Origin of the sequence: Ralstonia flatus, assembly GCF_958439105.1 — a bacterium.
GTDB lineage: Bacteria > Pseudomonadota > Gammaproteobacteria > Burkholderiales > Burkholderiaceae > Ralstonia > Ralstonia flatus.
The window spans coordinates 282,612-307,212 of record NZ_CAUDLI010000005.1 but is presented as its reverse complement, the minus strand read 5'-3'; the positions used below and the strand labels follow the sequence as shown (position 1 = coordinate 307,212).

At 66.3% G+C, this 24,601-nt stretch carries 22 protein-coding genes; 16 read left to right on the top strand and 6 right to left on the bottom strand.

Annotated features, from left to right (window positions below):
- Positions 1–53: 53 nt before the first annotated feature.
- Both R2676_RS14260 and R2676_RS14255 read right to left on the bottom strand, forming a co-directional pair.
- Positions 54–1,556, bottom strand: coding sequence for a peptidylprolyl isomerase (locus R2676_RS14260; protein WP_316887261.1), 1,503 nt, complete (start codon positions 1,554–1,556; stop codon positions 54–56).
- Positions 1,549–3,978, bottom strand: coding sequence for an LPS-assembly protein LptD (locus R2676_RS14255; protein WP_206272936.1), 2,430 nt, complete (start codon positions 3,976–3,978; stop codon positions 1,549–1,551). Before R2676_RS14255 ends, R2676_RS14260 begins: the two co-directional genes overlap by 8 nt.
- 176 nt (positions 3,979–4,154) lie before the next feature.
- Here R2676_RS14255 and R2676_RS14250 point away from each other — a divergent pair, with 176 nt between their 5' ends.
- The 4 genes from R2676_RS14250 to murU are packed head-to-tail and all read left to right on the top strand — an operon-like array spanning position 4,155 to position 6,977.
- A complete protein-coding gene (locus R2676_RS14250; RefSeq protein WP_206272824.1) occupies positions 4,155–5,216 on the top strand; it encodes an aminoglycoside phosphotransferase family protein in 1,062 nt (353 codons plus the stop codon).
- A complete protein-coding gene (locus R2676_RS14245) occupies positions 5,216–5,944 on the top strand; it encodes an AzlC family ABC transporter permease (RefSeq protein WP_206272825.1) in 729 nt (242 codons plus the stop codon). Before R2676_RS14250 ends, R2676_RS14245 begins: the two co-directional genes overlap by 1 nt.
- Complete coding sequence (locus tag R2676_RS14240; protein WP_206272827.1) at positions 5,941–6,267, top strand: AzlD domain-containing protein; 327 nt, start codon at positions 5,941–5,943, stop codon at positions 6,265–6,267. Before R2676_RS14245 ends, R2676_RS14240 begins: the two co-directional genes overlap by 4 nt.
- Positions 6,268–6,284: 17 nt before the next feature.
- Complete coding sequence (gene murU / locus R2676_RS14235) at positions 6,285–6,977, top strand: N-acetylmuramate alpha-1-phosphate uridylyltransferase MurU (protein ID WP_206272938.1); 693 nt, start codon at positions 6,285–6,287, stop codon at positions 6,975–6,977.
- A gap of 4 nt (positions 6,978–6,981) precedes the next feature.
- Here the strand turns inward: murU and R2676_RS14230 are convergent, their stop codons facing one another.
- Positions 6,982–9,039 (bottom strand): putative bifunctional diguanylate cyclase/phosphodiesterase, encoded by a 2,058-nt coding sequence (locus R2676_RS14230; protein ID WP_206272829.1) that lies wholly within the window; start codon positions 9,037–9,039, stop codon positions 6,982–6,984.
- Between the two features lie 225 nt (positions 9,040–9,264).
- Here R2676_RS14230 and R2676_RS14225 point away from each other — a divergent pair, with 225 nt between their 5' ends.
- The 11 genes from R2676_RS14225 (at position 9,265) to R2676_RS14175 (ending at position 20,739) form a co-directional block, all read left to right on the top strand.
- On the top strand, positions 9,265–10,653 hold the full coding sequence (locus tag R2676_RS14225; protein WP_206272831.1) for an aminopeptidase P N-terminal domain-containing protein: 1,389 nt from the start codon (positions 9,265–9,267) through the stop codon (positions 10,651–10,653).
- A complete protein-coding gene (locus R2676_RS14220) occupies positions 10,650–11,885 on the top strand; it encodes a UbiH/UbiF/VisC/COQ6 family ubiquinone biosynthesis hydroxylase (protein ID WP_316857244.1) in 1,236 nt (411 codons plus the stop codon). The genes R2676_RS14225 and R2676_RS14220 overlap by 4 nt, the downstream gene beginning before the upstream one ends.
- Positions 11,886–11,888: 3 nt before the next feature.
- Positions 11,889–13,172: an NAD(P)/FAD-dependent oxidoreductase gene (locus R2676_RS14215; protein WP_206272834.1), complete on the top strand. Its 1,284-nt coding sequence runs from the start codon at positions 11,889–11,891 to the stop codon at positions 13,170–13,172.
- 195 nt (positions 13,173–13,367) lie between these two features.
- Complete coding sequence (gene dusB, locus R2676_RS14210) at positions 13,368–14,435, top strand: tRNA dihydrouridine synthase DusB (protein ID WP_027678199.1); 1,068 nt, start codon at positions 13,368–13,370, stop codon at positions 14,433–14,435.
- On the top strand, positions 14,432–14,665 hold the full coding sequence (locus R2676_RS14205) for a Fis family transcriptional regulator (protein ID WP_004635563.1): 234 nt from the start codon (positions 14,432–14,434) through the stop codon (positions 14,663–14,665). Before dusB ends, R2676_RS14205 begins: the two co-directional genes overlap by 4 nt.
- Before the next feature lie 96 nt (positions 14,666–14,761).
- Positions 14,762–16,336 carry a bifunctional phosphoribosylaminoimidazolecarboxamide formyltransferase/IMP cyclohydrolase gene (gene purH, locus R2676_RS14200; protein WP_027678200.1) on the top strand — a complete coding sequence of 525 codons (1,575 nt, stop codon included), beginning with the start codon at positions 14,762–14,764 and terminating at the stop codon, positions 16,334–16,336.
- 83 nt (positions 16,337–16,419) lie between these two features.
- On the top strand, positions 16,420–16,965 hold the full coding sequence (gene ruvC / locus R2676_RS14195; RefSeq protein WP_045785821.1) for a crossover junction endodeoxyribonuclease RuvC: 546 nt from the start codon (positions 16,420–16,422) through the stop codon (positions 16,963–16,965).
- Between the two features lie 87 nt (positions 16,966–17,052).
- On the top strand, positions 17,053–18,195 hold the full coding sequence (locus tag R2676_RS14190; protein WP_206272836.1) for a glycerophosphodiester phosphodiesterase: 1,143 nt from the start codon (positions 17,053–17,055) through the stop codon (positions 18,193–18,195).
- 99 nt (positions 18,196–18,294) lie between these two features.
- On the top strand, positions 18,295–18,876 hold the full coding sequence (gene ruvA, locus R2676_RS14185; RefSeq protein ID WP_206272838.1) for a Holliday junction branch migration protein RuvA: 582 nt from the start codon (positions 18,295–18,297) through the stop codon (positions 18,874–18,876).
- Between the two features lie 63 nt (positions 18,877–18,939).
- Complete coding sequence (gene ruvB, locus R2676_RS14180; protein WP_206272840.1) at positions 18,940–20,016, top strand: Holliday junction branch migration DNA helicase RuvB; 1,077 nt, start codon at positions 18,940–18,942, stop codon at positions 20,014–20,016.
- 12 nt (positions 20,017–20,028) lie between these two features.
- Positions 20,029–20,739, top strand: coding sequence for a queuosine precursor transporter (locus R2676_RS14175; protein ID WP_206272842.1), 711 nt, complete (start codon positions 20,029–20,031; stop codon positions 20,737–20,739).
- Positions 20,740–20,744: 5 nt separating this feature from the next.
- Here R2676_RS14175 and R2676_RS14170 read toward each other — a convergent pair whose 3' ends face one another.
- From R2676_RS14170 to tyrS, 3 genes are read right to left on the bottom strand one after another with little or no spacing between them, the layout of a single operon-like run.
- Positions 20,745–21,425, bottom strand: coding sequence for a histidine phosphatase family protein (locus tag R2676_RS14170; protein WP_206272844.1), 681 nt, complete (start codon positions 21,423–21,425; stop codon positions 20,745–20,747).
- Positions 21,426–21,443: 18 nt separating this feature from the next.
- Positions 21,444–21,956: a D-aminoacyl-tRNA deacylase gene (gene dtd / locus R2676_RS14165; protein ID WP_206272845.1), complete on the bottom strand. Its 513-nt coding sequence runs from the start codon at positions 21,954–21,956 to the stop codon at positions 21,444–21,446.
- Entirely contained in the window at positions 21,953–23,218 is a 1,266-nt protein-coding gene (tyrS, locus tag R2676_RS14160; RefSeq protein ID WP_206272847.1) for a tyrosine--tRNA ligase, read from the bottom strand. Before tyrS ends, dtd begins: the two co-directional genes overlap by 4 nt.
- 175 nt (positions 23,219–23,393) lie before the next feature.
- On the opposite strand from tyrS, the gene R2676_RS14155 reads away from it, so the two are divergent.
- Positions 23,394–24,548 (top strand): anhydro-N-acetylmuramic acid kinase, encoded by a 1,155-nt coding sequence (locus R2676_RS14155; RefSeq protein WP_206272849.1) that lies wholly within the window; start codon positions 23,394–23,396, stop codon positions 24,546–24,548.
- Positions 24,549–24,601 lie beyond the last annotated feature (53 nt).

The window sequence follows — 24,601 nt, the reverse complement described above, 5'->3', positions numbered from 1 at the left end:
AGAAACGCCACGGCCGCCCGCAGGCGGCCGTGAGCGATGCGGATGTCCGTAGCTTACTGCTGACGGTTCACGCGGTATTCCACGTGTGCCGAATCGCGCAGCTCACGCAGCCAGTCTTCGTAGGCGGCCTGGACCTTCTGCTCGCGAATCACCGAGCGTGCGTAGTCGCGCTGGCGGTCGCCGGACACCTCGGCTTCGCGGCGGCCTTCCACCTGGATCAGGTGCACACCGAACTGGCTCTGCACCGGCTGCGACACATCGCCCGGCTTGAGCTGGTTCATCGCCTGCTCGAATTCCGGCACCAGCTGGCCCGGCGATACCCAGCCCAGCTCGCCACCCGCACCGGCCGAGCCGTCTTGCGAATACCGACGTGCCGCATCGCCAAAGTCGTAGCCGTGAACGATACGATCACGCAGGCCCGTCAATTGGCGGCGCGCGTCGTCCGCCGACATCGTCGGACCGGTCTTGATCAGGATGTGGCGCACTTGCGTCTGCTGCACCTTGGCGGCAATCGCGGTGCCCGGTGCGCGCTTCTCCAGCAGCTTGATCACGTGATAACCGGCCGGGCTTTCCACCACTTGGCTCGCCACCTGGCCGGCCTTCATGTCGACCACGGCGTTGGCAAACACCGCCGGCAGGCGACCGATCGGACGCAGCCCAAGCTCGCCGCCTTGCGATGCATCCTGCGCGCCCGAATTGTCACGCGCCAGCTTGGCGAAATCGGCGCCGCCCTGCGCTTGTTTGAGGAGGCTTTCGGCCTTGCTGCGCGCTGCGGCCTTCTCGGCGTCCGAGGCGCCTTCGGCCACCGGCACGAGAATCTGCGCGACGTTGTATTGCTGCTCGCCGGCCGGGGCCGCGCCGCCGCCCTGCTGCGCCAGATAGTTGTCGATCTCGCCGTCGTAGACCTGCACCTTGGAGTCGACCTCGCGCTCACGCAGGCGCGCCAGGAGGATTTCCTGACGCAGGTCGTCGCGGTACTTGTCGTACGTCATGCCGGCGTCCTTCAGCTTGCTCTTGAGCTGCGGCACCGACAGGTTGTTGCGCTGGGCCACGCTTTCCACCGCGCGGTCCACATCGGCGTCGGACACGCGGATGCCGCTCTCCTTGGCGGTCTGCGCCTGGACGCGCTCCAGGATCAGCTGCTCCAGCACTTCACCGAGCAGATCCGCACGCGGCGGCAGCGGGCGGTTCTGTGCACGGAACGTGCGTTCAACCAAGTCGGCGCGGTTGAGCAGTTCCCGGCGAGTGATGACGTCGGTGTTGACCACGGCCACCACCTCGTCGACGAGTTGGCTACGCGGTGCACCTGGCGCCGTCGGCTCGGGCAGCGTGCCCTGCAGCAACGGCTGGCTCGGCGACGAACCCGGGTTGGCAAAGATGCCGCGCACCGGTGCGGTCTTCTTTGCCGATTGCGCCTGCTGCGCGTGGACAGCGGTCGACAGCGTGGTCCCTGCCAGCAGCGCAAGCAGTACGCCGGTGGCAACCCGCAAGCGGCCCAGAGGAGCCACACGCGTGGCGAAAGCGGTCGATTGGAAAGCCATGATGTCGTTATTCATATTGATCCAGCACGGACGGCGTGATCGGCTGCGCGGTCACCGGCTGATAGCCAGGCACGTTCAGACGAATCACGTCGATCGGATTGTTCCCCACCTTCGACAAACCCTTGAATTCGATCTGGGCAAAGATATGCGTCGTATAGCCCGAAACCGCATTGCTGTAGCGCTGCACCGCCAGTCGACCGACCCAGCAGTCCGCCACATATTCGAGGCCAAGCAGCATATCCGACGGCTTGCGCGCATCCAGGTCGTAACCAATGCGGCCCAGGCCGTAGAGGCGCCGCGTAATCGGCCACTGCGTGGAGATATCGGCCTGTTCCAGCGGCAGCTGACCGGTATTGGCATCTTGCCGGTAATAGCGGTAGCCGAGGTTGATCACCTTGTTGGCTTCAGGCTTCCAGCTGAACGCGACCGTCGACCGCATGATGCGGTCGATGTCCTGATTGTACTGAAGGTTCGTATCGAAAAAGATGCCGCGGAACATCTGGATCGTGGTCGCACCCAGAAGGTCCGAATAGCGGCGCACCGACGTCGGCGCCGCACCCGCCAGCGTCACGCGCTGGCCGTCGAGATCGATGCGCTGTGCGATCGTGGCACGCAGGCGCTCGATGCCTGACTCGGCCTCGATGAAACGCGTGGTCACACCTGCCGTCACCTTGTTGTTGTCGGCAATGCGGTCGTAACCGGTGTACGGGTTCTCGGTAAAGATCTGGCCGAGGTTGTAATCGGACTGGCCGGTATCGAACAGCGGAATCTGCGACTGGTCGCGATACGGCGTGTACACGTAGAACACGCGCGGCTCCAGCGTCTGGATGTAGCTCACACCAAAAAGTTTGGAGACCAGCGGGGCATCACGCTCGAAGGTCATGCCCGAATCGAGCGAGAACGTCGGAAGCGTGCGATTGATCTGCGTGTCCTGCGTATCGCCAGCTGGGCGGTCCAGGCGGTATGCGGTGGTGTTCAGGATGAACTTCGGCGTGACGTACCAGCCGGGGCGGACGATCGGGTAGCTGATCGTCGGCTGCATGAATAGGCGCTCGCCCTGCACGGTATTGGCCGTCGGGATCGAGAACCGCGTGTAATCGGTCACGAAATTGACGTCAAAGCCGCCAACGTCGTACCGGTTATACGTCAGGCTCAACTGCGGCAAACGCTCGTATGGTGCCGAGAGCGGCGTGGTGGCCGTCGACAATGTTTGGAACTTCTGTACGCGCGCCTGGGCCACCCAGTCGCCGATCGAGTACGTGACGCCGCCTTCCTGCGTGTACTGCCGCTGCGTCGCCGTGACGATGCTGCGGCCGAGGTCATCCGGGTAGGTATTATCGGAAACCTTGTTGTAGTTGATGTAGCCGGTCAGGCCCGGCGCCAGGCGCTGGGTATGTACCGCCGAAATCGACCAGCGGTTGCGGCCTGCCTCACGATCATCGGGCAGGAATTCGCCACGCAGAACGCCGCTGTACGACGCATCGAGATAGCGGTATTCGGCGCCGAGCTGCAAGCCGCGCTGGCTCAGCAGACGCGGATACAACGTCAGATCGCGGTTCGGCGCGATGTTGAAGTAGTACGGCAGCGTGACGTCGGCCCCGCTGCGGCTGTTATAGCCGAACACCGGCGCAAGGAAACCGCTGCGCCGATCGTCATTGAGCGGAAAATCCATGACCGGCGCGGCAAACACCGGCACGCCGAAGAAGTGCAGCACGCCGTTGCGGCCGGTGCCGACCTGGCGGTCGCTGTCGATGTCGATGCGGCTCGCGCTGAAATACCAGTCGACATTGTCCGGCGAGCACGTGGTGTACGTGCCGCGCGTGATGCGACTGTTGTCCTTGTCGATGAAATCGATGCGCTCCGCGGTGCCATGGCCACCGGTCGAGTGGAACTCGTACGTGGGTGTGCTGATGGTGCCTTCGTTGGCGGTGACCTTCAGCTTGGCGTCCGGGCCGGTGACGAGCGTGCCGCCCTTGAACAGACGCACGTTGCCAGTGGCGGTGGCAACGTCGGTGTCCTGGTTGTAATCGAGCGTGTCGCCCTTCAGCACCGAACCGTTGCGGCGCAGTTCGCCATTTCCGCGCAGGTGGATGTCTTCGTTGGTGCGGCCGTCCATCCTGTCGGCCGCGGTAAATGTGGGGACGGTGTTGTCCGGGCGCTGGACGGGCTCGGCCATCTTGGGCACCAGCGGGCTGCCGCCGGGCGTGGTCGGACCGGACGTCGCCAGCGCCGTGACCGACGAGGCCGGGGTGACAGCAGGCGCTGTCGCCTGTGCAGTGCCCGCGCTCTGCGCCGCGGACGTCGCCGTCCAGACACCGGCCACCGCAAATACCAGCGGGCGCAATGCCAGCGTGCCACGCCGGTTGGCGGGCCGCTGATCGGGCGCGGCAACAGCAGCGCGCTGCCGGTTTTTCCTGGCTCGGTTCGGTTCGGTCATGCAGATCGGGAACAGGGCCGCGCGCGCAACGGCACGCACAGGCACAAAATCAGTCAGTACTGCGGTCAATCCCGCCGCCGGACGCGGCCTGGACAAGGCCGGCGCTCGTTCGCGGCGAAACTCGGTCGGGTATTATACGGGGCTTCCTTCCAGCCTCATTCCAGCATTCTCTCAGCATGGCTTCGACCCCTGGCGCCGCAGCAGGCGCAACCGACGCACGCCTCAGCCAATTGCGCGACTGGCTCGGCACATTGCCCGCCGCCCACGGCCTGCGCATCGACACGCTGCAACCTGCCTCGGCCGATGCCAGCTTCCGCCGCTATTTCCGTCTGGACAGCTCCAACGGCACGCTGATCGTCATGGACGCCCCGCCGCCGCAGGAAGACTGCCGCCCGTTCGTTCATGTGGCTGGCCTGCTCAACGGTGCGGGCGTGCGTGCGCCGCAGGTGCTGGAGCAGGATCTCGCACAGGGCTTCCTGCTGCTGACCGATCTGGGCCCGCAAACGTATCTGCAATCGCTGCGCGAGCGCAATTTCGACCTCGCCTACGCCAATACGCTGTTCCGCCCGGCCATCCATACCCTGGTGCGCTGGCAGTCGGCCTCGCGCGAAGGCGAACTGCCGCCGTACGACGAAGCGCTGCTGCGCCGCGAGCTGTCGCTGTTTCCCGACTGGTATGTCGACCGCCACCTGCAACGCCCGTTGGACGCCGCGCAGCGCGAATCGCTCGACAAGGTGTTCAAGCTGCTGGTCGACAGCGCCTTGGCCCAGCCGCGCGTGTACGTGCATCGTGACTACATGCCGCGCAACCTGATGATCAACGCGGCCGACCCGTCGCAGCCGGGTGTGCTGGACTTCCAGGACGCCGTCTACGGGCCGATCACCTACGACGCCGCCTCGCTGCTGCGCGACGCCTTCCTGTCATGGGATGAAGAACAGGAGCTGGATTGGGCCGTGCGCTACTGGGAAGCCGCCCGCGCCGCCAAGCTGCCGGTCGATGAAGATTTCGGCGAGTTCTACCGCGCGCTCGAATGGATGGGCGCGCAACGCCATCTGAAGGTGGCCGGCATCTTCGCGCGCCTGTGCTACCGCGACGGCAAGACCGGCTACGTGGAAGACACCCCGCGCTTCATCGCCTACCTGCGCCGTGTGTGCAGCCGCTACAACGCGCTGGCACCGCTGGCCCGCCTGCTCGATCAACTCGAAGATCGCGCGCAGCAGATCGGCTACACGTTCTGATGGCCTCCCCCCGCGCCGTTGAGTTTCGCGCCGGCATGCTGGCGCTCGCGCCCATGCTGCTGGGCGTGGTGCCGTTCGGCATGATTTACGGCGTGCTCGCCACGTCGGCCGGCATGCCCGCGTGGCTTGCCGTGGCGATGAGCGCCATCGTTTTCGGTGGCGCCTCGCAGATGATCCTCGTGCAGTTGTGGACCGGTGGCGCGCCCGCGCTGGTCATTGCGGCGACCGTCTCGATGGTGAACCTGCGGCACGCGCTGTATTCGGCCAGCATTGCGCCGGCGCTGGCGCACCTGCCGCGCCGCTGGAAATGGCTGATCGCCTATCTGCTGACCGACGAAGCCTTCGCCGCCATGAACCGCCGCGTTGTCACCGCGCAGCCCGGCAGCGCGGAAGCGGCCTACCGTCATTGGTATTTCCTCGGCGCCGGCGTGGCGCTGTGGTCGAGCTGGCAGGCGTCGACGATCGTCGGCGTGGTGCTGGGCGCGCAGGTGCCGACCTCGTGGCCGCTTGATTTCTTCCTGCCGCTGACGTTCATCGCCATCGTGGTGCCGGCACTGCGCACACGCGCACAACTGGCCGCGGCCCTGACCGGCGCCGCGCTGGCCGTGGCGTGGACGGGCTGGCCGCACAAGCTCGGGCTGATGAGCGCGGCGTGCGTGGGCATTGCCGTCGGTGCGCTGGTTGAGCGCTTGCTGGCCCGGCCGTCCGACAAGGGGGCTGCCGCATGAAAGCCCTCATCCTCTTCGGCGTGCTGCTGATTGCCGGCGCGGCGACCTACCTGATCCGCCTATCGTTCATCGCGCTCGAAGGGCGCATGAACCTGCCGATGTGGTTCCGCAACGCCCTGCCGTACGTGCCGGCCGCGATGCTGACCGCGCTCATCGCGCCCGACCTGCTGATGCGCGACGGCGCGCTCGCGGTGTCGATCGACAACCCGCGCCTGCTTGCCGGCATCGTCGCCATCGTCATCGCACGGGTGACGAAGAGCGCGATGTGGACCATCGTCGGCGGCATGGCTGTGCTGCTGATTCTCATGAAGGTGATGGCTTGAATTCGACGACGCGCGCCATGATTTTCGCGGCGGGCCGCGGCGACCGCATGCGCCCGCTGACCGATCACACGCCCAAGCCGCTGCTCACAGTGGGCGGCAAACCGCTGATCGTTTGGCAAATCGAGCGCCTGGCTGCGGCCGGCGTGCGCGACATCGTCATCAACCACGCATGGCTGGGCGCGCAGATCGAAGCCGGGCTGGGAGATGGCAGTGCGTGGGGCGTGCGCCTCGCGTATTCGCCGGAAGGGCAGGCGCTGGAAACGGCGGGCGGGGTCGCGCAGGCCATGTCGCTGCTGCATGCCGGCGAGGGCCACAGCGTATTCATCGCCGTCAGCGGCGATGTGTTCTGCGATTACGACTACGCCTTGCTGCGCGACCGGGCGCCGGCAATGGCCGCGCAAGTGGCACCCAGCATGCACCTGGTGATGGTGCCGAACCCGCCGTACCACCTGCGCGGCGATTTCGCGCTGGATAGCGAAGGCGTGCTCCACGCCGACGGCGCCGAGCGCCTCACGTTCGGCAACATCGGCTTGTACGACACGCGCCTGTTTGCCGGCATCACGCCCGGCACGCGGCTGGCGATGACGCCGCTGTACCACCAGGCCATCGCCGAAGGCCGCGCTACGGGCGAGCGCTTCGACGGTCGCTGGGAAAACGTCGGGACGCCGGCCCAGCTGGCCGCACTCGACGCAGAACTCGCGTCGCGCTAGGCGCTTACGCCATCGCGGCGCTCAACGATTCCGCCGTCATCGGGCGGCCCAGCAGGTAGCCCTGCAGCGAGTGACAACCGAGCCGCGTGAGAAATGCCTGCTGCTCGGCCGTCTCCACACCTTCTGCGACGATGCGCAGGTTCAGCGTCTGACCCAGCGCCACGATGGCCGAGACGATGGCCGCATCTTCCGTGTCGTGCGCCAGGTCGCGCACGAAACCGCGGTCGATCTTCAGCTCGCTGGCAGGCAAACGCTTGAGATACAGCAGGCTCGAATAACCGGTGCCGAAATCGTCGATCGAAATCCGCACGCCCATCGCGTCGAGCTGCTGCAGGATCTGCAGGCTGGCATCGACGTCGCGCATGGCGGTCGATTCCGTGATCTCCAGCGTCAGGCTGCGCGGGTCCAGCGCGTGGCGCGCAAGCGTGTCGCGCACGGTGTCGATGAGCGCGGCGTGGCTGAACTGCAGCGCGGAGAGATTCACTGCGACGGTCCAGCCGGTGTGCCCCTCGCGGTGCCATTGCGCCATCTGGCGGCAGGCCTCGTCCAGCACCCACGCGCCGAGCGGCACGATGAGGCCGGTCTTTTCGGCCAGCGGGATGAATTCATCGGCGGGCACCAAGCCGCGTTGCGGATGCTGCCAGCGCACCAGCGCCTCGACGCCCATGATCGGCCCGTTGGGCGCGTTGAATTTCGGCTGGTAATGCAGCACGAGTTCGTGCCGCTCGACCGCGCGGCGCAAGTCCTGCACGAGCTGCAACTGCTGATGCACGTTGGCGTTCATCGAGGGCTCGAAGAAGCTGTAGGCATTCCGGCCCAGGCCCTTCGCGTGGTACATCGCCGCATCGGCATTGGTCAGCAGATCGTGCTGGTTGCCGCCGTCGCCGGGGTAGACCGCGATGCCGATGCTGGTCGAGACGCGCAGCTCGTGACCGCCGGCCATGAACGGCTCGCGCACCACTTCCAGAAGCGCGTCGGCCAGGGTGCCGGCATCTTGCGGATCGTCCACGTAGGCGAGCACGACGAATTCGTCGCCGCCGACACGCGCCACGGTGTCCTGCTGCCGCACCCGCGCGCCGATGCGCTGCGCGACATCGATCAGTAGCAGATCGCCCACGTGGTGGCCATAGACATCGTTGACGGCCTTGAAGCCGTCGAGGTCCATGAACATGAGCGCGAAGCGGCGCTTCTCGCGGTCAGCCGTGCGGATCGCCTGCGCCAGGCGGTCTTCGAGCAGCACGCGGTTCGAAAGTTTGGTGAGGTTGTCGTGCAGCGCAAGGTAGGCCAGCTCCTTGTTGGCCGCCGCCAGCGAGTTCGCCAGCAAGGCGGTGCGCGCCTCCATGCGCAGGTCGAGCACCGAGATGATGAGCGCGATAGCCAGCACCGCCAGCGTGACGATGATGATGACCAGCGCCAGCCATTCAGCACTCGCGCCGGTGTGCGCAGCGCCACACACGCTGCCAAATGGAAACGCCGCCGCGGCCATCCCCGTGTAGTGCATGCCGACGATGGCCACGCCCATCACCACCGCCGAACCGGCACGCAGCGCACGAACGCGTCGCGACTGCCGCCGCAGGCGAAACGCGATCCACAGCGCTACGCCCGAGGCCAGCACGGCAATCACGATCGACAGCCCAAATCTGGCGGGGTCGTATTGAATGCCGGGGTTCATGCGCAAAGCCGCCATGCCGGTGTAGTGCATACCCGCCACGCCCGCACCCATCAGAAGGGCGCCGCCCACCAGGCGTGGCCAAGGCAATTCGCGCCGGCTGACGAGCCACAACGCAAACATCGACGCCCCGATGCCGATGGCGAGCGAGGTCAGCGTGATTCCCACGTCATATCCAACCGGGATCGGCAGGCTCAGCGCCAGCATGCCGACAAAGTGCATCGACCAAATGCCCAGTCCCATGGCCGACGCACCGCCGATGAGCCACCACAACGCCGCGCGGCCTTGCGCTGTAACGACACGTCCTGCCATGTCCAGCGCCGTATACGACGCCAAGATGGCCACGAACAGGGAAAGCAGGACGAGAAGAGGGTTGTAACTGGTGGCGAGCATCGGTTCTCCTGGGCAGGCCGATCCAATGCGGCCAATCCACTGCAGGCGGAGGTCGCAACCGGGATGCATACAGCTCCGTATTAACGGCGGCGGCCGCCCGAGACTTTAGGAGAGGCCGTCCGGACCGCACAAGTCTCCTTTCGGGTGTGGCCATGCCCCTCCCCGAATCCCTGCCAGGCGCGGCGTTACAATCGACGCATCCTTTCTGCTGCTGGAAAACACGCCATGTCCGCCACCGAACTCGCTTTCCTCCAGACCTATCGCCAGCGCCGCGAGCGCGTCGCGCAGTGGCTGCGCACGGCATCGGGCGGTCGTGGCGGGGTCGCCATCGTGCCGACCGCACCCGAAGCAATGCGCAACCGCGACAGCGACTACCCCTACCGGCACGACAGCTACTTCTATTACCTGACCGGCTTTACCGAGCCCGAAGCGGTGCTGGCCATCGTGGTACCCGCGGGCAACGCGCCGGCGCGCAGCGTGCTGTTCTGCCGCCCCAAGCATGAAGAGCGCGAAATCTGGGACGGCTTCCGCTTCGGCCCGGAAGCCGCGAAGGAGGCCTTCGGGCTGGACGAGGGGCACTCCGTGGAAGACATCGACGCGACGCTGCCCAAGCTGCTCGCCAACGCCGGTGCCGTGGCCTATCCGCTCGCCGATAGCAGCGCGTTCGACCGCCGCATGCGCCGCTGGCTCGATGCGGTGCGCATGCAAGGCCGCGCCGGCGTGTCGTCGCCCCACCAGGCGCTGGACGTGCGCGCCATCCTCGACGAGATGCGGCTGTTCAAGGACCCGAGCGAACTCGACATCATGCGTCGCGCCGGCCGCATCTCCGCCGGAGCGCACGTGCGCGCCATGCAGGCCTCGCGTGCCGGCTTGCGTGAATACCATCTCGAAGCCGAACTGCTGTACGAATTCCGCCGCCATGGCGCGCAAAGCGTCGCCTACAACTCCATCGTCGCCACGGGCCCGAATGCGTGCGTGCTGCACTACCGCGCCGGCAACGCCGAACTGCGCGACGGCGATCTATGCCTCATCGATGCCGGGTGCGAGCTGGACGGCTACGCGTCGGACATCACGCGCACGTTCCCCGTCAATGGCCGCTTTACCGGCCCGCAACGCGAGCTGTATGAGCTTGTGGTTGCGGCGCAGGAAGCGGCCCTTGCCGAAACACGCCCCGGCGTGCCTTACAACGTGCCGCACGACGCCGCCACGCGCGTGCTGGCGCAAGGCATGCTCGACACCGGCCTGCTCGACGCCAACAAGGTCGGCACGCTCGATGACGTGATCGCCGGCGGCCAATACCGTCAGTTCTACATGCACCGCACCGGCCACTGGCTCGGCATGGACGTGCACGACGTGGGCGAATACCGCACGCCCGGCACCGCCGCACCGGCCGAAGGCGAACGCCCGTGGCGCCCGCTGCAAGCCGGCATGGTGCTGACCGTCGAACCCGGAATCTACGTGCGCCCCGCGCCCGGCGTGCCGGAACAGTATTGGCACATCGGCATCCGCATCGAAGACGACGCCATCGTCACGCCGCAAGGCTGCGAAATCATCACGCGCGACGTGCCCGTGGCCCCGGACGAAATCGAACTGGTGATGCGGAGCCAGGCATGACCGACAGCCTCACAGCGAACAGCGCGGCGCCGGACTTCGACGTCGCCATTGTCGGCGCGGGGCCTGTCGGGCTGGCGCTGGCGAACTGGCTGCTGCGCGACACCGACTGGCGCATCGCCCTGTTCGATGCGCGCGATAGCGAAGCCGCCGCGCGCGACCCGCGCGCACTGGCCCTGTCGCACGGCTCGCGCGTGCTGCTGCAGGAGATTGGCGGCTGGCCCACGCGCGCCACGCCCATCACGCACATCCACGTCTCGCAGCGCGGCCACTTCGGGCAGGCGCATATCCGCCGCGAAGACTACGATGTCCCCGCGCTCGGCCACGTCGTGCAATACGGCGACCTGAGCGCCGCGCTCAACGCCGCGCTCGCCACGCTGATGGCGCGTTACCCGAACCGCCTCACCCGCTACGACCACACGCCCGTGGAGCGCGTCGAACAACTGCCGCGCGCCGACGGTACGGTCGCCCCGGCACGGGTGCGCGCGCTACGCGAGGGTCGCCATCCGCTGGCCATCGAAACGGAAGTCGTCATCCAGGCCGAAGGCGGGTTGTTCGACGACGCACGCAAGCAGCAACGCAGCATCGCCCAGGCGCGCCGGCGCGATTACGGCCAGACCGCCATCGTCGCGCACGTGCGCTGCAGCGCCCCGCTGGACGGCTGGGCATGGGAGCGTTTCACGCCCGAAGGCCCGCTCGCCTTGCTGCCGCAGGATGACGCGCAAGGTCCCGGCTACGCGCTCGTATGGTGCTGTGCGCCCCACGAAGCGCGCCGACGCGCAGCGTTGCCAGACGACGCCTTCCTCGCCGAACTGGGCGCTGCCTTTGGCGAGCGCATGGGCCGCTTCACGCACGCCAGCCCGCGCCACACGTTCGCGCTCGGGCTGCACGCTCAGCGCATTCCGGTCGACCGCCGCGTCGCGGCCATCGGCAATGCCGCGCAGACGATCCACCCCGTGGCAGGCCAGGGCTTCAACCTCGGCCTGCGCGATGCGTTCGAAATGGCGCGCGCGCTTCGGGATGGGGCAACGGCGGCGACCCTCGCCCGTTTCGCCCGCGAACGCGCGTTTGACCGCGCCGTCACCATCGGCCTGACCGATTTGCTGCCACGTGCGTTTGCCGTGCCCGGCCGGCCGTTTGGCCACCTGCGCGGCGCCGCGCTCACGCTGCTGGAATGCCTGCCGCCGCTCAAGCACGGCCTGGCCCGGCAGATGATGTTCGGGCAGCGAGGCTAGCGCGTGTCGACTCCCGAGGTCAGCGCTGCGGGCGATCGTCAGCAGATCACCGTGGTGGGCGCCGGCATTGTCGGCACGGCCTGTGCGCTGCAGCTGCAGCGGGAGGGCCACCAGGTCACGCTGCTCGATCAGGCGGGCATTGGCGAAGGCTGCTCGTTCGGCAACGCCGGCTGCCTGAGTGTGGCGTCGGTCGTGCCGATGGCGCTGCCGGGCATGCTGAAGCAGGTGCCCAAATGGCTGGCCGATCCGATGGGCCCGCTGACGGTCCGCTGGCCCTATCTGCCGCGCGCGCTGCCGTGGCTGCTGCAATGGGTGCTTGCGGGCAACGAAGCGCAGGCCCGTGCGACGGCGCAGCCGCTGGCGAGTCTCTTTAGCGCGACCTTCCCCGGCTATCGCAACCTGCTCGACGCCGCGCAATATGACGACCTAATCCGCCAGACGGGCCACCTGTATGTATGGCGCACGCTGGCGCGTTCGTCGGGCGATGTGCTGGCGCAGTCCATTCGCGATGCGACGGGCGTGCGCTCGCAAGCCCTGAGCGGCGGTGAAGCGCGCGAACTGGAGCCTGCACTGGCCGCCGACATCCAATCCGGTCTGCTGCTGCCCGACAACGGCTTCACGATCAACCCGGAACGACTGGTCAAAACGCTCGCAGCCAACTTCATGGCCGCGGGTGGCACGTTCCTGCGCCGCAAGGTGCTGGACGTGGAGTTGGGCCGCAGCGACTACGGCGGCCCGACGCGGCTGCACACCGATTGCGGCACGCTGCCGGTGTCGAAACTGGTGCTGTGCGCGGGCGCGTGGTCGATGCGGCTGGGCGCGAAACTCACCAGCATCCGCATTCCGCTCGACACCGAACGCGGCTATCACGCCACGCTGCGCGCCCCTACCATCCAGCCCTCTCGGCCGATCATGGATTGCGAGCGCAAGTTCATCGCCACGCCCATGGAAGGCGGCTTGCGCATTGCCGGCACCGTGGAGATCGGCGGGTTGGACGCGCCGCCCGACTACCGCCGCGCCCGCATCCTCATGCAACAGGGCCAGCAGCTCTTCCCGGGCCTCAGATTCTCGGATGACAGCCAATGGATGGGCCATCGCCCCTCGTTGCCCGACAGCTTGCCCGTCATCGACCGCTCTGAGCGCTACCGCAACGTGTTCTTCGCGTTCGGGCACGGCCATCTGGGCATGACGGGCGCGCCCGGCACCGCCCGACTCATCGCCGATCTGCTCAGCCAGCGCACGCCTTTCATCGACGCCCGCCCCTACGGCCTGCAGCGGTTCCGCTAGCGCCAGCCACGGCAAGAACCCGACCGCCGACCGCACTGCCGCATAGTTTGTGCACAACATTTAGGCAATCCGGCGGTTTGGCGGTAAAATGCCGTCCTCGCATTTTTCACTCCCGTCGCTCCGCCCGATCGTCCTCCGACGCTGGGCGGAAGGGGTGATTTTTCGTTTCTTTCAGCCGCTTCTTCCTCGCCAGCCTTGCAGATCGGACCGCATACCCTTCGCAACAACCTGTTCGTCGCCCCCATGGCGGGTGTGACGGACCGCCCGTTCCGCCAGCTCTGCAAGCGGCTGGGCGCGGGCTATGCGGTGTCCGAGATGGTCGCGTCCAACGCGCAGCTCTGGAAGAGCGAGAAGACCATGCGGCGCGCCAACCACACCGGCGAGGTCGAGCCGATCGCCGTGCAGATTGCCGGCGCCGAGCCGATGATGATGGCCGAAGCCGCACGCTACAACGTCGATCGCGGCGCGCAGATCATCGACATCAACATGGGCTGCCCGGCCAAGAAGGTGTGCAACGTCGCCGCCGGTTCTGCCCTGCTGCAGAACGAGCCGCTGGTCCAGCGCATTGTCGAAGCCGTGGTCGGCGCAGTTGGCGATCGCGTGCCGGTGACGTTGAAAATCCGCACCGGTTGGGATCGCGAACACCGCAACGCATTGAGCGTGGCGCGCATTGCACAGGACGCCGGCATCAGCATGCTGACCGTGCACGGCCGCACGCGCGCCGATCTGTATCACGGTGAAGCGGAATACGACACCATCGCCGCGGTCAAGGCGTCGGTGCGCATTCCGGTGGTGGCCAACGGCGATATCACCACGCCGGCCAAGGCCAAGCACGTGCTGGCCGTGACCGGCGCCGACGCCATCATGATCGGCCGCGCGGCGCAGGGGCGCCCGTGGCTGTTCCGCGAGATTTCCCACTTCCTGCAGACCGGCACGCTGCTGCCCGCGCCGGAAGTGGAAGAGATTCGCGGCATCATGAACGCGCATCTGGAAGAGCACTACGCGTTCTATGGCGAATACACCGGCGTGCGCACCGCGCGCAAGCACATCGCCTGGTACACGCGCGGGTTGGCGGGGGCCAACCTGTTCCGCCACCGCATGAACACCATCGAGGACACCGCGGCCCAGCTGGCCGCTGTCAATGCGTTCTTCGACGAGCAGCGTGCGCTGTCCGACCGCCTGGTCTACGAAGACCAGGCGACCGGTGGCGACCACCCCACGACGGGCAACAACGACAACAACAAGGAACTGCTTGCCGCATGAGCCGCAACCCCATCGAACGTTGCATCCGCGACAGCCTGGATGCGTATTACCGTGACTTGGACGGAGAGAACCCGTCCAACGTCTACGACATGGTGCTGCAGGCCATTGAACGGCCGCTGCTGGAAACCGTGATGGAATGGGCTTCCAACAACCAGTCGCAGGCGGCCGACTACCTCGGCATCAACCGCAACACGCTGCGCAAGAAGTTGCAGCAGCACGGCCTCATCTGAGGTTGCGGGCCGGCCTTTGAACCGATTTCCTTTCTGACGGCGCCTCCTGCCAGTTCGGCAAACCCAGCGCCACACCCGCCCACCGGCGTTTCCACCATGATCCAGCAAGCCCTGCTTTCCGTTTCCGACAAGACCGGCATCGTCGACTTTGCCCGTGCCCTGCACGAGCGCGGCGTCAAGCTCCTCTCCACCGGCGGCACCGCCAAGCTGCTCGCCGAATCCGGCCTGCCCGTGACGGAAGTGGCGGACTACACCGGTTTTCCGGAAATGCTCGACGGCCGCGTCAAGACGCTGCACCCGAAGGTGCACGGCGGCATCCTGGCCCGCCGCGACCTGCCCGAGCACATGGCCGCGCTGTCCGAACACAGCATCCCGACCATCGACCTGCTGGTGGTGAACCTGTACCCGTTCCAGCAGACGGTGGCCAAGGACGAATGCACGCTGGCCGACGCCATCGAGAACATCGACATCGGCGGCCCGACCATGCTGCGCTCGGCGGCCAAGAACCATCGCGACGTGACGGTCATCGTTGACCCGGCCGACTACGCCACCGTGCTGGCCGAAATGCAGGCCAACAACAACACGGTCGGCTACGAAACCAACTTCATGCTGGCCAAGAAGGTGTTCGCGCACACCGCGCAGTACGACGGCGCGATCACCAATTACCTGACGAGCCTCGGCGCCGACAAGTCGCACAGCACGCGCAGCGCCTATCCGCAAACGCTGAACCTGGCCTTCGACAAGGTGCAGGAGATGCGTTACGGCGAGAACCCGCACCAGTCTGCCGCCTTCTACCGCGACCTGAAGGCCGTCGACGGCGCGCTCGCCAACTACACGCAACTGCAAGGCAAGGAGCTGTCGTACAACAACATCGCCGACGCCGATGCCGCGTGGGAATGCGTGAAGTCGTTCGACCCGGCCAAGGGCGCCGCGTGCGTCATCATCAAGCACGCCAACCCCTGCGGCGTGGCCATTGGCGGCACCGCGCAGGAAGCGTATGAGAAGGCCTTCAAGACCGACTCGACCTCGGCCTTCGGCGGCATCATCGCCTTCAACGTGCCGCTGGATGAAGCAGCCGCACAGGTGGTGGCCAAGCAGTTCGTGGAAGTGCTGATCGCCCCGGGCTTCTCGGAAGGCGCACGGGCGGTGTTCGCCGCCAAGCAGAACGTGCGCGTGCTAGAGATTCCGCTAGGCAAGGGCGTAAATGCGTACGACTTCAAGCGCGTGGGCGGCGGCCTGCTGGTGCAGAGCCCGGACGCCAAGAACGTGCAGCCGAGCGAGCTGCGCGTGGTGACCAAGCGTCACCCGACCCCGAAGGAAATGGACGATCTGATGTTCGCCTGGCGCGTCGCCAAGTTCGTCAAGTCGAACGCCATCGTCTTCTGCGGCAGCGGCATGACGCTGGGCGTGGGCGCCGGCCAGATGAGCCGTGTGGACTCGGCCCGCATCGCGAGCATCAAGGCGCAGAACGCGGGCCTGACGTTGGCCGGTTCGGCTGTGGCGTCGGATGCGTTCTTCCCGTTTCGCGATGGCCTGGACGTGGTGGTCGACGCTGGCGCCTCGTGCGTGATCCAGCCGGGCGGCTCGGTGCGCGACGATGAAGTCATCGCCGCTGCCGACGAGCGCAACGTGGCGATGATCTTCACCGGCACCCGGCACTTCCGCCACTAATCGGCACGGTCGTTCGACCGATCAGCGGGGCAAGGCGTAGACTGGCGCCTGCCCCGTTTTTCTTTTCTGCTCCGCTCCATTTCATGCGCATCCTCGGCATCGATCCCGGCCTTCGCACCACGGGTTTCGGCGTGCTCGAACGGCACGGCCACAAGCTCGTCTACGTGGCCTCGGGCACGATCAAGAGCAACGGCAATGCCGACCTGCCCAGCCGTCTGAAGACGCTGTACGACGGTGTCTCCGAACTGGTGAGCACCTACCGGCCGGACTGCGCTTCCATCGAAAAGGTGTTCGTCAACGTCAACCCGCAATCGACGCTGCTGCTCGGCCAGGCCCGCGGCGCGGTGATCTGCGGCCTGATGAGCGGCAACCTGCCCGTGTTCGAATACACCGCCCTGCAGCTGAAGCAGGCCGTGGTCGGCTACGGCCGCGCCAACAAGGATCAAGTGCAGGAAATGGTCGTGCGCCTGCTCAACCTCGAAGGCAGGCCGGGCGCCGATGCGTCCGACGCGCTGGGCGTGGCGATCTGCCATGCGCACGGCGGCGAAACGCTGGCCGCCATGGCCGGGCTGGCGCCGCAGCTTGCGCAAAAGGGGCTGCGCGTGCGGCGCGGGCGCCTCGTCGGCTGACAGGATTCTCAAAGCCGGCAGGTAGCTGCACCAACGCACGGCGACTACCATGCGGGGTACCCGTCTTCAGGATTCAGGAGCCCCCCGATGCTGCGCCGTCTCATCCTGCTGAGCCCGTTCGTCTTGAGTGCCTCGCTGGCGTTATCCGCCTGCCGGCTGGAATACCACCACGGTGGCGGCAACGGCGGTGGCAACACCACGCCCATCGCGAGCGTGCAGGTGATCGGCCATCGCGGTGCCTCCGCATTGCGGCCGGAGCACACGCTGGCCTCGTACCAGAAAGCCATCGACGACGGCGCCGACATCATCGAGCCGGATCTCGTCTCCACCAAAGACGGCGTGCTGGTTGCGCGCCACGAGAACGAAATCTCCGGCACGACGAACGTGGCCGACGTGGCAGCATTTGCCGGCCGCAAGACCACCAAGACCATCGACGGCCAGAGCGTCACCGGCTGGTTCACCGAGGACTTCACGCTCAGTGAATTGAAAACGCTGCGCGCACGCGAGCGCATCCCCAGCATCCGCCCCGACAACGTCGCCTACAACGACCAGTTCGACATCCCAACGCTCGACGACATCATCGCGCTGGCCCGGGACCAATCCGCCAGGCTCGGCCGCAACATCGGCATCTATCCCGAGACGAAACATCCGACGTACTTCCAGTCGATCGGTCTGCCGCTCGAAGACAGGCTGATCGACGGCCTGCGCCGCGACGCTTTCACGGCCAGTCGCACGACGGTCTACATCCAGTCGTTCGAGGTCGCCAACCTCAAGGCCATCCGCAACAAGATCGGCAACAGCCAGCCGAACTGGAAGCTCGTGCAGCTGATGGGTACATCCGGACGGCAGCCCTACGACTTTGTTGTTGCCAAAGACCGCCGCACCTTCGGCGACATGATGACGAGCCAGGGTATGCGCGACATCGCCGCGTACGCCAACGGCGTCGGCCCGGACAAGAGCAGCATCATGGGCCTCGACGCGAACGGCAAGCTGACCGATCCGACCGACTTGATCCGCAACGCGCACAACGCTGGGCTGGTCGTTCATCCGTACACCTTCCGCCCGGAGAACACCTTCCTGCCGCCGTCGCTGCGCAGCGGTGCCGATAACACGCGCAACGTCAACGGCTCGATCGCGGAGATCCAGACATTCCTGCGCGCGGGCGTCGATGGCTTCTTTACCGATGATCCGGCGGTGGGACGGCAAGCCGTGTCGACCTTCAAGCGCTAGTTGTTGCGCATCGGAACCGTAGCGCGCGGCTGACCCTGGATCGGCCGTGCAGTGGGTTTCGGCTACACTGCGTCCCGTTTTGGAGGAGGAACCCCACCCATGATCGGACGCATCGCCGGGACGCTGATCGAAAAGAACCCGCCGCACCTGCTGGTCGATTGCCACGGCGTCGGCTACGAGATCGACGTGCCGATGAGCACGTTCTACAACCTGCCCGCCACCGGCGAAAACGTCGTGCTGCTGACCCAGCAGATCGTGCGTGAGGACGCCCATCTGCTCTACGGATTCGGCACCGCCGCCGAGCGTGAAACCTTCCGCCAGCTCATCAAGATTTCCGGCATCGGCGCGCGCATTGCGCTGGCGGTGCTGTCGGGTATGTCGGTAGCCGAACTCGCGCAGGCCGTCACGCTGCAGGAAGCCGGGCGGCTGACGCGCATCCCGGGGATCGGCAAGAAGACGGCCGAGCGCCTGCTGCTCGAACTCAAGGGCAAGCTGGGCGCCGACCTCGGTGCCGTGCCCGGCGGCCCGGCCGTCTCGGACGACGCGGTCGACGTGCTCAACGCCTTGCTGGCGCTGGGGTATTCCGACAAGGAAGCAGCGCTCGCCATCAAGCAGGTGCCGGCCGGCACGGGCGTATCCGACGGGATCAAGCTGGCGCTCAAGGCGCTGTCCAAGGGCTGACGCCCCGGCGCGGCAAGACGGTAGAATGGCCTGCTCGCGCCTTCCCGGCGCCGTCTGCCCGTCATGATCGAAACCGACAAGCTCGCCGCCAAGGCTGTCTCTGCTGAGCGCATCATCTCAGCCTCCCCTGCCTCCCCCAACGAGGAGGCCTTCGAGCGCGCGCTGCGCCCCAAGCTGCTCGACGAATATGTCGGCCAGGAAAAGGTGCGCGGCCAGCTCGACATCTTCATGACCGCGGCCAAGAACCGCAGCGAAGCGCTGGACCATGTGCTGCTGTTCGGCCCGCCGGGTCTCGGCAAGACGACGCTGGCGCACATCATCGCGCGCGAAATGGGCGTCAACCTGCGCCAGACTTCCGGCCCCGTGCTGGAGCGCCCGGGCGACCTGGCCGCGCTGCTCACGAACCTCGAAGCCAACGACGTCCTCTTCATCGACGAGATTCATCGGCTCTCGCCCGTGGTGGAAGAAATCCTGTACCCGGCGCTGGAGGACTACCAGATCGACATCATGATCGGCGAGGGCCCGGCGGCGCGTTCGGTCAAGCTCGATCTGCAGCCGTTCACGCTGGTGGGGGCCACCACGCGCGCCGGCATGCTGACCAACCCGTTGCGCGACCGCTTCGGGATCGTCGCGCGGCTGGAGTTCTATACGCCGGCCGAACTGGCGAAGATCGTCACGCGCTCGTCGGGCCTGCTGAACGCCCATATCGTGGACGAAGGTGCACTGGAAATCGCCAAGCGCTCGCGCGGCACGCCGCGTATCGCCAACCGCCTGCTGCGCCGCGTGCGCGACTACGCCGAGGTCAAGGCCGACGGCGTCATCACGCGCGAAGTCGCCGATGCCGCGCTGGCGATGCTGGATGTGGATGCAGTCGGCTTCGACCTGATGGACCGCAAGCTGCTCGAAGCGATCCTGCACAAGTTCAACGGCGGGCCGGTCGGCATCGACAACCTGGCGGCAGCCATCGGCGAAGAGCGCGACACGATTGAAGACGTGCTTGAGCCCTACCTGATCCAGCAGGGCTACCTGCAGCGCACGCCGCGCGGGCGGGTGGCTACGGCTTCTGCGTACCAGCACTTCGGAGTGGGCGCACCCAAGAGCGGCCCGGTCCCAGACCTCTGGGATGACAACAACAACTGACGAGCCGCCGCCATGACCGTCCAAAGTCCGCCGCGCAACTTCCGCTATTACGACTTCGTCATGGCCGCCTTCGTCACGGTGCTGCTGTGCTCGAACCTGATCGGTGCGGCCAAGGCGGCGCAGATCACGCTGCCGATCCTCGGGCCGGTCACATTTGGCGCGGGCGTGCTGTTCTTCCCGATCTCGTACATCTTTGGCGACATCCTCACCGAGGTGTACGGCTACGGACGCGACCGGCGCGTGGTGTGGGCGGGTTTTGCTGCGCTGATCTTCGCGTCGTTCATGTCGCTGGTCGTGCTGGCGCTGCCGGTAGCGCCGTTCATGGCCGGTTATCAGAAGAGCCTGAACGACGTGTTCGGCAACACGCCGCGCATCGTGGCGGGGTCGCTCATCGCATTCTGGTGCGGCAGCTTTGCCAACAGCTACACGCTGGCGAAGATGAAGATCGCGACGGAAGGGAAATGGCTGTGGACGCGCATCGTCGGGTCCACGGTGGTGGGCGAGGCGGTCGATTCGTCGCTGTTCTACGTGATCGCCTTCTATGGCATCTGGCCGCACGAACAGGTGCTGCACGTGGCTATCGCGCAATACATCCTCAAGACCGGCTGGGAAATCGTCGCAACGCCGCTCACCTACCGCGTCGTCGCGTTCCTGAAGCGTGCCGAGAACGAGGATTACTACGACCGCGATACCGACTTCACGCCGTTCCGGCTGAAGGTGTAGCGCGTTCAGGGAACGCGGCGGTCCACCTCGTCGAGCACCAGCAAATCGAGGTGCGCGACATCGCCCCACTGCAGCACGGTCAACTGATGACCGTCGGATGAAAGCCGGTTGATGCTCGCGTTGCGCAGCTCATGCCGGCGTGGCTCCGTGAGCGTCATGGCGTTGGCGTGGCGATACAGGCAATCCAGCACGCCGCCGTGGCTGACCAACGCGATGCGTTCGCCGGGGTGACGGCGGATCAGGCGCAACGCAGTCTCGACAGCGCGTTCATGGAATGCAGTGAGGGTTTCGCCGCCGGGCGGCGCAAATTCCGGCACGCGGTTTTGCCAGGCATCAAACTCCGCCGGATGCTGGGCAGCAACTTCAGCGTACGTCAGGCCTTCGAACTGGCCGTAGCAGCGCTCGCGCAAACCCGCGTCATCCCGCACCGTCACACCGACTTCATCTGCAAGCGCCTGCGCCGTCTGCCTGGCGCGCGACAGATCGCTCGCATAGACCGCATCGAACTGCTCGCGCGCGAGTGCCTTGCCCAACTGCGCAGCCTGCTCCAGCCCTTGCGTGTTCAGCGGCACGTCGAGCTGGCCTTGCAGGCGGCGCTCACGGTTCCAGTCGGTCTCGCCGTGGCGGATGAGCACGATGTGCGTGATCTGCGGCATCGGCAGGGGAATGGCGGCGGCGCGTGGCATCTCAGGGTCCTGGACGAATCAGACGGATTTGGCCGCTTCCGGCGTGGCAGTCTTGGCAACAGCTGCAGCGGGTTGCGGCGCAATCTGCAGCCAGAACGTGACCGGACCATCGTTGACGAGCGACACCTTCATGTCGGCGCCAAACTCGCCGGTCGCCACGATGGGATGCTGGGCACGCGCGCGCGCCACGAAGTGTTCGTACAGGCGGCGGCCATCTTCGGGCGCGGCGGCAGGCGTAAAACTTGGCCGCGTGCCGGACTTGGTATCGGCCGCCAGCGTGAACTGCGACACGACCAGCAATCCGCCCGCCTGTCCGTTGCCGTCGATGTTGCGCAGGGGCAAATTCATCTTGCCCTGCGCGTCGGAAAACACGCGATAGTTCAGCAGCTTCTCGAGCAGACGATCGGCCTCGGCGGCGGTGTCCCCACGTTCGGCACAGACCAGTGCGAGCAAACCCGCGCCGATCTCGCCGACGACGCGGCCGTCCACACGGACAGCCGCCTCGGACACACGCTGGATCAGTCCGATCACTTCAGCACCACGCGCGCAAAGCGACGCTTGCCGACCTGCATCACAAACGTGCCGGCGTCGATCTTCAGGGCCTTGTCGCTGATGACGGTGCCGTCGATCTTCACGCCGCCCTGCTCGATGTTGCGGTTGGCGTCCGACGTGGATGGGCAGAGCCCAGCCTGCTTGAGCAGTTGCGCGATGCCCAGCGGCGCACCCGACAGCTCGATCTGCGGAATGTCGTCCGGCACACCGCCGCGTGCGCGGTGGTTGAAGTCTTCCAGTGCGCGCTCGGCATCGGCCTGACTGTGGAAGCGGGCAACGATCTCCTGCGCCAGCAGCACCTTGCAATCGCGCGGGTTGCGGCCCAACGCGATCTCTTGCTTCATCAGGTCGATCTCGGCCAGCGGGCGGAACGACAGCAGCGTGTAGTACGTCCACATCAGGTCGTCAGAGATGCTCATCAGCTTGCCGAACATTTCGTTGGGCGCCTCGCTGATGCCGACGTAGTTGCCCTTGGACTTGGACATCTTCTCGACGCCGTCCAGGCCCACCAGCAGCGGCATCGTCAAGATGCACTGCGGCTCTTGGCCGTATTCCTTCTGCAGTTCGCGGCCGACCAGCAGGTTGAACTTCTGGTCGGTGCCGCCCAGTTCCAGATCAGACTGGAGCGCGACCGAGTCGTAGCCCTGCATCAGCGGGTAGAGGAATTCGTGCACCGAGATCGGCACGCCGGCCTTGTAGCGCTTGGTGAAGTCGTCGCGCTCCATCATGCGGGCGACGGTGTACTTGGCGGCAAGCTGGATGATGCCGCGCGCGCCCAGCGGGTCGCACCATTCGCTGTTGTAGCGGATCTCGGTCTTGCTCGGGTCCAGCACCATGCTGGCCTGGCGGTAGTACGTCTGCGCGTTCGCTTCGATCTGCTCGCGCGTCAGCGGCGGGCGCGTGGCGTTGCGGCCGGACGGATCGCCAATCGTCGACGTGAAATCGCCGATCAGGAAAATCACCTGATGCCCCAGGTCCTGCAGCTGGCGCATCTTGTTGAGCACCACGGTGTGGCCGATGTGGATATCGGGCGCCGTCGGGTCCAGGCCCAGCTTGATGCGCAGGGGCACGCCGGTGGCAGCGCTTTTGGCCAGCTTCTGCTCCCACTCGGCGGCGATCAGCAGTTCGTCGCAGCCGCGCAGCGACACTTCCATCGCGTGCGCCACCTCCGGGGTGACCGGATACTTGGGTTTGCCCGGCGTGGCGTTGTCGGAAGCGGCGGAAGTGGCAGATGCAGTCATGGCAAAAGGAAAGGTCACCGCGCCGCACATGGAAAACGGCGCGAACGGATCAACAATCGGGGAAACGGTGCGTGCGCGATGACCGACATCGATGCAGGCGTGCCGGCAGCGCAATCCCGCGATTTTACCGTGATGTGTCCATTTGGCCCGCCATTGCGCTGGTAAGCTGTCGTGCATGAGCCATCCCAACCACACCGCACTCCCCGCCGATCGCTACATCGGCCTGATGTCGGGCACCAGCCTGGACGGCGTCGACGGCGTACTGGCGGACTTTTCCGGCGAATACCCGGCCGTCCTCGCCGACGCCTACGTGCCTTTCTCGCCCGAACTGCGCCAGCGCTTTCTGGACCTGCAACACGCCGGCCACGACGAGATCCATCGCGAAGCGCTGGCCGCCAACGCGCTGGCCGAGGTCTATGCCGAATGCGTTGCCAAGCTGCTTGCCGCCGCCGGCCTGGTCGCGTGCGACGTGCGGGCCATCGGCGCGCATGGACAAACAATCCGTCATCAGCCCGGCGCGCATGACGGCATCGGCTACACCCGCCAGAGCCAGCACCCTGCGGTGTTGGCCGAACGCACCGGCATCGATGTCGTCGCCGATTTCCGCAGCCGCGACATCGCCGCCGGGGGCCAAGGGGCGCCGCTCGTACCGGCGGTGCATCGCGCGCTGTTCGGTCTGCCGCATGCATGGCGCGTGGTGTGCAACATTGGCGGCATCGCCAATCTCACCGTCTTGCCGCCGCAGGCTTTGGCCGCGCGCGACGCCGTGCTCGGCTTCGATTGCGGCCCGGGTAACGCGCTGATGGACTATTGGGTCCATACGCACCGCGACACCCGCTACGACGCCGACGGCGCCTGGGCCCGCACCGGACGCATCGACGAAACCCTGCTCACGCGTCTGAAGGCCGAGCCGTTTTTTGCGGCGCCACCGCCCAAAAGCACCGGCCGCGACCTGTTCAACCCGGCGTGGCTGCAACAAACCCTCGGGGATGCGTTGAACGCCGCCCGCCCCGAAGATGTTCAAGCCACGCTGCTCGCACTCACCGCTGACACCATCTCCGATGCCGTACGTGCCCATGCGCCACAGGCGGAATCGGTGTTGATCTGCGGCGGTGGTGCCCGCAATGGCGCGCTGATGGCACGTATCGCGCAGCAATTGCCAGGCGTGCGGGCCGCGCCGACCGATGACTTCGGCGTGCCCGCGCATCAGGTCGAGGCATTGGCCTTCGCGTGGCTCGCGCGACAGTGCGTGCTGCGCGCCCACGGCAATCTGCACACCGCAACCGGCGCATCGGGTGGCCGCATCCTCGGCGCGATCTACGCGGCGTGAGCATCATCCATCTGCAGGCAACAAAAAAGCGCACCGAAGTGCGCTTTTTCTTT

Coding starts and splice junctions, on each gene's coding strand:
- R2676_RS14260 (WP_316887261.1), bottom strand. CDS start 1,556: ATGAATAACGACATCATGGCTTTCCAATCGACCGCTTTCGCCACGCGT.
- R2676_RS14255 (WP_206272936.1), bottom strand. CDS start 3,978: ATGACCGAACCGAACCGAGCCAGGAAAAACCGGCAGCGCGCTGCTGTT.
- R2676_RS14250 (WP_206272824.1), top strand. CDS start 4,155: ATGGCTTCGACCCCTGGCGCCGCAGCAGGCGCAACCGACGCACGCCTC.
- R2676_RS14245 (WP_206272825.1), top strand. CDS start 5,216: ATGGCCTCCCCCCGCGCCGTTGAGTTTCGCGCCGGCATGCTGGCGCTC.
- R2676_RS14240 (WP_206272827.1), top strand. CDS start 5,941: ATGAAAGCCCTCATCCTCTTCGGCGTGCTGCTGATTGCCGGCGCGGCG.
- murU (WP_206272938.1), top strand. CDS start 6,285: ATGATTTTCGCGGCGGGCCGCGGCGACCGCATGCGCCCGCTGACCGAT.
- R2676_RS14230 (WP_206272829.1), bottom strand. CDS start 9,039: ATGCTCGCCACCAGTTACAACCCTCTTCTCGTCCTGCTTTCCCTGTTC.
- R2676_RS14225 (WP_206272831.1), top strand. CDS start 9,265: ATGTCCGCCACCGAACTCGCTTTCCTCCAGACCTATCGCCAGCGCCGC.
- R2676_RS14220 (WP_316857244.1), top strand. CDS start 10,650: ATGACCGACAGCCTCACAGCGAACAGCGCGGCGCCGGACTTCGACGTC.
- R2676_RS14205 (WP_004635563.1), top strand. CDS start 14,432: ATGAGCCGCAACCCCATCGAACGTTGCATCCGCGACAGCCTGGATGCG.
- purH (WP_027678200.1), top strand. CDS start 14,762: ATGATCCAGCAAGCCCTGCTTTCCGTTTCCGACAAGACCGGCATCGTC.
- ruvC (WP_045785821.1), top strand. CDS start 16,420: ATGCGCATCCTCGGCATCGATCCCGGCCTTCGCACCACGGGTTTCGGC.
- R2676_RS14190 (WP_206272836.1), top strand. CDS start 17,053: ATGCTGCGCCGTCTCATCCTGCTGAGCCCGTTCGTCTTGAGTGCCTCG.
- ruvA (WP_206272838.1), top strand. CDS start 18,295: ATGATCGGACGCATCGCCGGGACGCTGATCGAAAAGAACCCGCCGCAC.
- ruvB (WP_206272840.1), top strand. CDS start 18,940: ATGATCGAAACCGACAAGCTCGCCGCCAAGGCTGTCTCTGCTGAGCGC.
- R2676_RS14175 (WP_206272842.1), top strand. CDS start 20,029: ATGACCGTCCAAAGTCCGCCGCGCAACTTCCGCTATTACGACTTCGTC.
- R2676_RS14170 (WP_206272844.1), bottom strand. CDS start 21,425: ATGCCACGCGCCGCCGCCATTCCCCTGCCGATGCCGCAGATCACGCAC.
- tyrS (WP_206272847.1), bottom strand. CDS start 23,218: ATGACTGCATCTGCCACTTCCGCCGCTTCCGACAACGCCACGCCGGGC.
- R2676_RS14155 (WP_206272849.1), top strand. CDS start 23,394: ATGAGCCATCCCAACCACACCGCACTCCCCGCCGATCGCTACATCGGC.